Origin of the sequence: Kitasatospora sp. NPDC057692, from assembly GCF_042799475.1 — a bacterium.
Classification (GTDB): Bacteria; Actinomycetota; Actinomycetes; order Streptomycetales; family Streptomycetaceae; genus Kitasatospora.
The window spans coordinates 32,978-42,954 of record NZ_JBHVIV010000039.1 but is presented as its reverse complement, the minus strand read 5'-3'; the positions used below and the strand labels follow the sequence as shown (position 1 = coordinate 42,954).

The 9,977-nt window shown below is 75.9% G+C and carries 1 protein-coding gene and 1 pseudogene; one reads left to right on the top strand and one right to left on the bottom strand.

All coding sequences use genetic code 11. The features are described 5' to 3' along the window. Positions 1–42 precede the first annotated feature (42 nt). Positions 43–5,667: pseudogene (locus ACFVFS_RS22145) on the top strand (type I polyketide synthase); the annotation flags it as partial. 283 nt (positions 5,668–5,950) lie between these two features. Here the strand turns inward: ACFVFS_RS22145 and ACFVFS_RS22140 are convergent. Further along, entirely contained in the window at positions 5,951–8,956 is a 3,006-nt protein-coding gene (locus tag ACFVFS_RS22140) for an AAA family ATPase (RefSeq protein WP_380626323.1), read from the bottom strand. Positions 8,957–9,977 lie beyond the last annotated feature (1,021 nt).

The window sequence follows — 9,977 nt, the reverse complement described above, 5'->3', positions numbered from 1 at the left end:
GGAAGATTGCGAGGCCCGCACGTGACCGGCTCCACCGAACGTCTGGAAGAGGCGCTGCGGGCGTCCCTCAAGGAGGCCAAGCGCCTGCGCCGGCAGAACCAGCAGCTGGCCGCCGCGGCGGCCGAGCCGCTGGCGGTGGTCGGCGTCGGCTGCCGCTACCCGGGCGGGGTCGACGGTGCCGACGCGCTCTGGGAGCTGGTCGCCGAGGGGATCGACGCCGTCGGAGAGTTCCCCGCCGACCGGGGCTGGGACGTCGACGGCATCTACCACCCCGACCCGGAGCACGTCGGCACCACCTACGCCAAGTCCGGCGGGTTCGTGGAGGACGCCGCGCGGTTCGACGCCGGGTTCTTCGGCATCTCCCCCCGGGAGGCGCTGGCGATGGACCCGCAGCAGCGGCTGTTCCTCCAGTGCTCCTGGGAGGCCCTGGAGGACGCGGGCATCGACCCGGTCGGCCTGCGCGGCAGCGCCACCGGGGTGTTCGCCGGGTGCAGCTTCTCGGACTACGGGGTGCGCGGCGCCGACGCGGCGGACGCCGCCGGGCACCTGCTGACCAGCACCGAACTCAGCGTGGTCTCCGGCCGGGTCTCCTACACCCTGGGGCTGGAAGGGCCGTCGATGACGGTCGACACGGCCTGCTCGTCCTCGCTGGTCGGCCTCCACCTGGCCGCGCAGGCGCTGCGCCGCGGCGAGTGCTCGCTGGTCCTGGTCGGCGGCGTGACGGTGATGGCCACGCCCGAGGCGTTCATCGAGTTCTCCCGGCAGCGCGGCCTGGCCTCGGACGGGCGCTGCAAGTCGTACTCGGCCTCGGCCGACGGCGTCGGCTGGGCCGAGGGCGCCGGCGTCCTGGTGGTCGAGCGGCTGTCGGACGCGATCCGCAACGGGCGCCGGATCCTGGGCGTGGTGCGCGGGACGGCGGTCAACTCCGACGGCGCGTCCAGCGGCTTCACCGCGCCCAACGGCCCCTCGCAGCAGCGGGTGATCCGGGCCGCCCTCGCCGACGCGGGCCTGGCGGCGGCGGACGTGGACGCGGTGGACGGCCACGGCACCGGCACCCGGCTCGGCGACCCGATCGAGGCCCAGGCCCTGCTGGCCACCTACGGGCAGGAGCGGGCCGACGGCCGGCCGCTGTGGCTGGGGTCGGTCAAGTCGAACATGGGGCACGCCCAGGCCGCCGCCGGCGTCGCCGGGGTCGTCAAGATGATGATGGCGATGCGGCACGGCGTGCTGCCCCGGAGCCTGTACAGCGACGAGCCGTCCCCGCAGGTGGACTGGACGGCCGGCCGGGTCGAGCTGCTGACGGAGCCGGTGCCCTGGCCGGAGGGGGAGCGGGTGCGCCGGGCCGGCGTCTCCTCGTTCGGGATCAGCGGGACGAACGCGCACGTGATCCTGGAGGAGTTCCGCGCCGAGGAGCCCGCGCGGGAGGTCTCCGCCCCGGCGGGGCCGCTGCTCTGGCCGGTGTCGGCGCACAGCGCCGAGGCCCTGCCGCGGCAGGCGGCCCGGCTGCGGGACGCCCTCCTCGGGGCGGGACGGGACCCGGTCGACGTCGGGTTCTCGCTCGCCACCTCCCGCGCCGCCCTGGAGCACCGCGCGGTGGTGCTCGGGGCCGACACCGGAGAGCTGCTGGACGGTCTGGCCGCGCTCGCCGCGGGCCGCCCGTCGCCCTCGGTGCTGGGCGGTGCGGTGCGGCCCGGCGCGGCCACCGCGTTCCTGTTCACCGGCCAGGGCGCGCAGCGGGCCGGGATGGGCGCCGCGGCGGCCGCGGCCTTCCCCGCGTTCGCGGCCGCGTTCGACGAGGTCTGCGCCGAACTGGACCGGCACCTGGACCGGCCGCTGCGCGCGGTGATCGGGACGGACGCCGAGGCCCTGAACCTGACCGGCCACGCCCAGGCCGCGCTGTTCGCCGTCGAAGTGGCGCTGTACCGCCTGGCGGAGTCCTGGGGGCTGCGCCCGGACTTCGTGGCCGGGCACTCGATCGGCGAGCTCGCGGCGGCGTACGCGGCCGGGGTCTGGTCGCTGGAGGACGCCTGCGCCCTGGTGGCGGCCCGCGGCCGGCTGATGCAGGCGCTGCCGGCCGGCGGCGCGATGACCGCCGTCGTCGCCACCGAGGACGAGGTCCGCGCCGCGCTGCTGCCGGGCGTGGACGTCGCCGCCGTCAACGGCCCGCGCGCCGTGGTGATCTCGGGCGAGGCCGAGGTGGTGGCCCGGGTCGCCGCCGGGTTCGGGCGCAGCAAGGCGCTGACCGTCTCGCACGCCTTCCACTCCGCCCTGATGGAGCCGATGCTCGACGAGTTCCGCCGTACGGCCAAGGGCCTGGAGTACGGCCTGGCCCGGATCCCGGTGGTGTCGAACCTGACCGGCGCCCTGGTCGCGGCCGGCGAGCTGCAGGACCCCGAGTACTGGGTGCGGCACGTCCGGGAGACGGTGCGGTTCGCCGACGGCGTCCGGACCCTGCTCGACCAGGGCGTGACCCGCTTCGTCGAGCTCGGCCCGGACGCCACGCTGACCGCCCTGGTCGGCCAGTGCCTCGACGCCGCCGGGAGCGCCGCCGAGGACGTCCTGGCCGTCCCGCTGCTCCGCCGCGACCGGGTCGAGGAGACGACGATCGCCACCGCCCTCGGCGCCCTGCACGCCCACGGCGCGCCGGTGGACTGGCCCGCCTACTACGCGGGCAGCGGCGCCCGCCGGGTGGACCTGCCCCGGTACGGGTTCGAGGAGCGCGAGTACTGGCTCGGCCGCTCGGCGGGCGGCGCGGCGGCCGCGGGCTCGGCCGGCGCAGGCCAGGGTGCGGCGGCCCATCCGCTGCTGGGCGCGGTCGTGGACCTGCCCGAGACCGGCGGGGTCGTGCTGACCGGCCGGATCTCCCCGACCTCCCGGCCCTGGCTGGCCGACCACGCCGTCCACGGCGCGGTCCTGCTGCCCGGCACCGGGTTCGTGGAGCTCGCCGTCCGGGCCGGGGACGAGGTCGGCTGCCCGCTGCTGGAGGAGCTCACCCTGGAGGCCCCGCTGGTGCTGGACACCGCGGCGGGCACGGACCTGCGGGTCGCGGTGGACGGACCGGACGAGGCCGACCGGCGCACCGTCACGATCCACTCGCGCCCGGCCGTGACGGCCGCCGGAGCGGGCGAGGAACGCTGGACCCGGCACGCGGTCGGCACCCTCGCCGCGGACGGGGCCGGGAGCGCCCCCGCGCCGCTGCCGGAGGCCTGGCCGCCGGCCGGGGCCACCGCCCTGGACCTCTCCGGCGTCTACCCGGCCCTCGCCGAGCAGGGGTACGCCTACGGCCCCGCCTTCCGCGGGCTCACCGCGGCGTGGACCGTCGGGGAGGACATCCACGCCGAGGTCGCGCTGCCCGCGTCCGAGCAGGAGGAGGCGGGCGCCTTCGGCCTGCACCCGGCGCTGCTGGACGCCGTCCTGCACGCGGTCGGCTTCGCCGGGCCGCAGACCGACCGGGGCATGGTGCCGTTCTCCTGGTCGGGCGTGCGCCTGCACGCGGCGGGCGCGGCCGCGCTCCGGGTGCGGGTCTCCTTCAACGGCCCCGACGCGGCGGCGATCAGCGCGGCCGACCCGGACGGCCGACCGGTCCTCAGCGTCGCCGAACTCGCCTTCCGCTCGATCCCGGCCCCCGGCGGCCCGGCGGCCGGCACCGGGGCCGACCGGCTGTTCCGCCTCGACTGGACTCCCGCGGCCGACCCCGGGCAGACCCCCGCCCCCGCCGCCTGCACCGTCCTGGGCGGCGACGGCCTCGGCCTCGGCACGGCGCTGGCGGCCGCCGGGCACCCGGTCCTGGCGTACCCGGACTGGGCGGCGCTGGCCGCGGCCGGCCCGCAGCCGGGCACCGGCGAGGCGGCGCCGCTGGTCCTCCTGCCGTGCTGGGCGCCCGCCGGGGAGCAGGACGCGCCCGCCGCCCGCGCCGCCGCGGACCGGATGCTCGCCCTGGTGCAGGGCTGGGCCGCCGACCCGCGGTTCGCCGACCACCGGATCGCCGTGGTGACCCGGGGTGCGGTCGCCGCCGGCCCCGGGGACACCGTCACGGACCTGGTGCACGCCCCGCTCTGGGGCCTGATCCGCACCGTCCAGCAGGAGTACCCCGGCCGCTTCGTCCTGCTGGACCTGGAGCCCGCCGCCCCGGCGGGCACGCCGTCGGACCCGGCGCCGGACGCCGTCCTGCCGCCCGCCGCGCTCGCCCTCGCCCTGGGCGGCGAACCGTGCCTCGCCGTACGGGACGGCGTGCCGACGGTCCCGCGGCTGGCCCGCACCCGGCCGGAACCGGCGGACCGCCCCGGGCTCGACCCGGCCGGCACCGTACTGATCACCGGCGGCACCGGCGCGCTCGGCGCCGCGCTCGCCCGGCACCTGGTGACCGGCCACGGCGCCCGGAACCTGTTGCTGGCCGGGCGCCGCGGCCCGGACGCCCCCGGCGCGGCCGAGCTGGCCGCCGAACTGACCGCGCTCGGCGCCGAGGTGACGGTGGCCGCCTGCGACGCCGCCGACCGGGACGCGCTGGAGCGGCTGCTCGGCTCGATCCCCGCCGACCGGCCGCTCACCGGGCTGGTGCACGCGGCGGGCGTGGTCGACGACGGCGTGATCGGCTCGCTGACCCCGCAGCGGATGGCGGCGGTGCTGCGCCCGAAGATCGACGCGGCCTGGAACCTGCACGCCCTCACCGAGGGCCTCGACCTGGCGGTGTTCGCGCTGTTCTCCTCCGTCAGCGGCACCCTCGGCGCCGCCGGCCAGGGCAGCTACGCGGCGGCCAACGCCTTCCTCGACGCCCTGGCCGCCCGGCGCGCCGCCGACGGCCGGGTCGCGCACAGCCTGGCCTGGGGCCTGTGGGCCGACGAGGCGGCTGGCGGCGGCATGGGCGCCGGGCTGCGGGAGTCCGACCGGGTCCGGCTGGCCCGGGGCGGAGTCCAGGAGCTCTCGGTCGCCGAGGGGCTCGCCCTGTTCGACGCGGCGGTCCGCGGCGAGGAACCGGTCCTGCTGCCGGTCAACCTCGACCTCTCCGCACTCGCCGCCCAGGCCGCGGACGCCGGGGAGGTGCCGCACCTGCTGCGCGGCCTGCTCCGCGGACCCGTGCGCCGCCGCGCGGCGGCGGGGCCGGGAACGGGCGCCGAGGGCGCGGGCGCACCGGCCGCCGGCGGGGCCTGGGCCCGGATCGCCGAGCTGGCCGGGCGCGACCGGGCGGACGCCCTGGTCGAGCTGGTGCGGGCCGCCACCGCGGCGGTGCTCGGCCACGACCGCCCCGAGGCCGTCGACCCGGACAAGGGCTTCCTCGAACTCGGCCTCGACTCGCTGACCGCGATCGAGCTGCGCAACCGGCTGGACGCGGTCACCGGCTGCCGGCTGCCGGCCACGGTCGTCTTCGACTACCCGGCGGTGTCCGCCCTGGCGGCCCGGCTCGGCGAGGAACTGCCCAGTGCCGGATCCGCGCTGGCCGACCACCTGGCCGCGATCCGGGCCCTGCTGGAGTCCGGGGCCCTGACGGACCCGGAGCGCTCCGAGGCCACGGCCGGGCTGCGCGCCCTGGTCGCCGCCGCGGCCGGGACCGCGGCCGGTACCTCCGGGGCGCCTGGGACGGCCGCGGACGCCGATCCGGCCGAGGACCTCGACGCGATCACCGCCGAGGAGCTGTTCGGGATCCTCGACGACGAGCTCGAATCCTCGTGACCGGCCCGCCAGGCCCGTCGGGACCGGCCGGCCCCACCGGCCCGCCGGGCCCGACCGGCCCGCCCGGCCGCAGCCGCTGGCACCGGGTCCGGTACCGGCCGGGGGCCGCGACCACCTGAGCCGACGGCAGCCCGGGCCGGTGATGGTCGGGATCCTTCCGCCACCCCGGCCCGGCAGACGGAAGGATCCCGCCGAACCCGCTCCGACGGAGCGCGTTCGGCGGGATCCTCCGAGGACCGTCCGGTTCCCCGGTCGTCCGCTCCCTCCCCGCGGGAGAGCGGGCTCAGACCGTCAGTGAGGCCGGCAGGTCGCTCCGGCCCCGGATGCCCAGCTTCTTGTAGATCCTGGTGAGGTGCTGCTCGACCGTGCTCACCGTGATGAACAGGGCGTTGCTGATCTGACGGTTGGTCCGGCCCAGGACGGCCAGCCGGGCCACCCGCAGCTCGGCCTCGCTCAGCGCGGCCGAGTCGGCCGGCTCGCTCTCCGGCTCCACCGTGATGTCGGAGAGCAGGGCCGAGGCCCGGAGCCGGCGGCGGGTGTCGTCGAGGTCGACGACCGGCACCCCGGCCGGCTGCAGGAACTGCGGCCCGGGCAGGCCCAGCAGCTTCAGCGCCCGCGCCAGTTCGAGCCGGTCCCCGCCGGCGGTGAGGCACTCCACCGCCTGGCTCGCGGGCTCCTGGTGCTCGTCGCCCGCCCCGGCCTGGGCCAGGACCAGCAGGGCCGCGCCCCGCGAGCCGGCGTCGGAGTCGGAGGACAGTTCGAGTTGCTGCCGGGCCAGCCGCAGGGCCAGCGAGGTGTCGCCCATCTTCAGGTGCGCCTCGGCCAGATCGCTGCGCCACGGCACCAGCATCGGCAGGTCCAGGTCCCGGCGGAGCATCATCCGGCGGCAGTCGTGGATGTCGGTGATCGCCGCCAGCGGCCGTTCGGCGGCCAGGTGGTACCGCCCCCGGGCCCGCAGGTAGCGCAGGCCGTAGACGGTGTTGAAGGCGGCGTCCGGCACCGGGTGGCGCAGCGTCTTCTCCACCTTGTCGAAGTCCCCGGTCGCGGTGTGCGCGCTCAGCAGGGTGGTCAGCGGGTAGCTGACCGGCACCCCCCAGCTCTGCATCCGCAGGGAGGACTCCGCCAGCGCGATCGCGGTGGGGATGTCCCCGCGCCGCAGGGCGATCCCGGACCAGACGCCGTCGATCATCGCCTGCCAGGTGACCGCGCCGTGCGCGACCGCCTTGCTGCTCAGCACGGCGCACCACTGCTCGGCCAGCTCGGCCTTGCCGCCGTAGTCCAGCGCGGTGATCGCGGTGAGCAGCGCTTCGAAGGTGAGGTCGGACAGCCGGCAGTTCCGCAGGATCTGGTTGGCACTGGTGTTGGCCAGGCCGCCGTGCGCCCAGATGCCGGCCAGGGTGCGGGCGGTGCCGATCCACGGGTCGAGGTCGGCCAGTTCGGTGTCCTCGGCCAGCTGCGACCGGGACGGGCCGAAGTACCACTGGTGGGCGAGCATCAGCACCGCCTCGGACTGCGGATCGAGTGCGTCCGGGCCGCTCCGCAGGCACTCCAGGGCCTGCTTGAACCCGGCCTCGTCACCGTTCCACAGCGCCATCCGGGCCAGCATCGCCAGCTCGGTCTGGCCGGTGCCGGAGCGGCCCGCGGACGCCGCCCCGCCGGTGGGCGAGGCGGTGCCGCGGCCGCCGGCCGAGGAGGCGCGGCCCGCGTGCTCGGCGGACTCCTCCCGGGAGGTCTGGCGCAGGGCCGCGAGGTAGGACTGGGTGATCAGCGGATTGACCCGGAAGGTGCCGTTGGCGAGCCGGCTGAGCACCTCCCGGCGCTGCTCGTGGCCGGGCGCGAGGTCCAGTGCGAGCTTGAGGCAGCGCTGGGAGAAGTCCAGTTCGTCGCCGAGCATCGCGTGGTCGGCCGCCGAGCACAGGACCGGGAACGCCCAGTCGCCGGGCGTGGCGGCCGAGGCCACCAGGTGCCGGGCGATCTCGCCGACCGGTGCCGCCTGGCGGTACTTCAGTTCGGCGGCCCGGACGTGGAGGTCGGAGAGGACCTCCGGGGACAGGCAGCCGAGGGCGGCCGAGGCGGCCACCGGGTGGCGGAACGCCCCCTCGGCGATCAGGCCGGCCCCGGTCAGGGCGTCGAGGATCTCGACCGCGGAGTCGATCTCGATCCCGGAGAGTTCGGCCACCGTGTCCGGGGAGCCGTAGCCGTCGAGCAGGGCCAGCGCGCCCGCCACCTTCGGCAGGAGCGGATCGCGGCGGCCGAGCACCGCCGACACGGCGTACGCGTAGCCGGCGCCCGGCAGCCGGCAGGGGTCCCCGTCGAGATCGGTGCAGTCGTCGATCAGGGCCTCGACGAGGAGCGGGTTGCCCCCGCTGAGGTCCAGGATCAGTGCGGGCAGGTCGGCACAGGGGTGGTCGGGGGCGGTGTCGACCGCCTCGACCAGGGCCTCGGCCGCTTCGAGCACCGGGTCCTCCTCCGGGCCCGCGCCCACCAGCGAGAGCGCGCCGGCCCAGGGCTCGGCGGGGGCGGCGTTCAGCGGACCGAACACGGCACCGGCCGCCGCCACGGCGCCGCCGAGGGTCACGTGCACCCAGTCGCGGACCGAGGACTCGGTCAACGGGGTGAGCCGGATGTGGTGCTGGGGGAGCAGGCCGGTCCTGGCCCACTGCGTCCGGGGCCCGCCGGTCGGCCGGTCGGGCTGGCTCAGGACCATCAGCAGCCTGGTCGATTTGATCCGCCGTTGCAGCTGCAGGAGTATCTGGAAGGAGAGCCGGTCGATGAAGTGCAGGTCGTCGACGAGGATGACCATCGGGTGTTCCTCGGCCAGCTCCAGGAGGATCTGGCGGAGCCCCTGGACCACCGCCGTGTCGTCGATCGCGGTGCGCATCGCGGTCTGCCAGCCTTCGAGCTGCCGCTTGTCGGCCGGGCCGCGGATCGCGGTCACCCGCCGCGCAACCTCGGCCGACAGTCTCAGGGAGGCCAGTAACTGGTCGATCACGCCGAAGTCGTGCTGCTCGTCGGCGGCCCCCGTGGCGTACAGCGTCAACGCGCCCGCCTGGGTCGCGACATGGCCGAAGTCGTGCATCAACTGGGTCTTGCCGCTGGCGATCCCGCCGCTGACCAGGATCACCTGCCCCGGTCCGGAGGTGATCCTCGGCATCACTCCCTTGAGGAAGCCCAGGGCCTCCTCCGGTTCCAACGACCACGCGGCCCGCCGACCGGCGGAACCGGGGGCGAGGTGCCGGGTGCGATTCCGTGGAGGTCCGACATACTCATCCGTGTTGATCGAAAACATGATCCTACTCGCTGAGTTCAGAGAATGTCTGCCAATGGGCCCCCGTGCGTTCCTCCGGCCGACTTCCGAGTCGGGCCGTTCCTCTCCTACCCGCGACCTCGTCCCCCGCTGTCATCGCCGGTACCCCCTTCCCCGTTGCGTTCCGCCCTCTGGGCATACCTGAACCTGCAACTGTATTGAACTGCCCTACTGTGTAAGGCGTTTGTCGGCGACGGGCAGGGTGCACCGGTCGCCCGTGTCGCGCGGTGGCCGTGCACCGGAGCGCTCCCGGTGCGACGTGGACCGTCCGCTGTCGCGGGCCGGGCCGCCTCAAGGGCGCCGGTCCCTCCGGACACAGGACTCGGGATCCGCCGCGCCGGCCCGCCGCCCACCGCGCGATCGCCCCGGACGCGCCTGCGCCCGCGGCGCCCGGCCACGGTCCGGCCGCGGCCGTCGCCGCGCCTGCTCTTCGGACGTGCTCCCACCCGCTGCCATGTAGCTCATACCACTGGCCTACCCGAAACGTTCACACACTGCCAGCCCCCCGCTGCAGTCGGTTATTCAGGATGAGTGATATCCTACAGTCCGTAACCGTCATTTTTGGCTACTGGCGCGATTGTCCGCGTGTCAGGTAGCGGACAGAGCTTGGGCGATCGTGTTTTTTCCGGCGCCCCGCCGTCACCGAGGACCGCGCCCGGCGCGTTCTCCAGGGCTTCGACCCGACCACCCCGGGGGTGGCGGGGCGTCGCAAACTCCGGCTCGTCGGTCGACGGCGAAGTCGCCCGGATCATCGTTTACCCCCGGCGGCGTCTGGGCTCCGGAGCACGAGGATGCTGCATGTGCCGACGCGGGGCAGGGGGGATAACACCCCCGCGATGGTAGACAAAACCCCACCATCCGCGCTGTGTGCGGCTCATGGCCCCGGGGCGGCCGAAGTCGGAATATGTCGCCCCGGTGGTCTTGCTGACATGAAGTCAACACTCATTGAACACCCGGGGCATGGTGTCCGGCTACCCGGCGTCGAAGCCCATACTCTGCCCCA

Coding starts and splice junctions, on each gene's coding strand:
- ACFVFS_RS22140 (WP_380626323.1), bottom strand. CDS start 8,956: ATGTTTTCGATCAACACGGATGAGTATGTCGGACCTCCACGGAATCGC.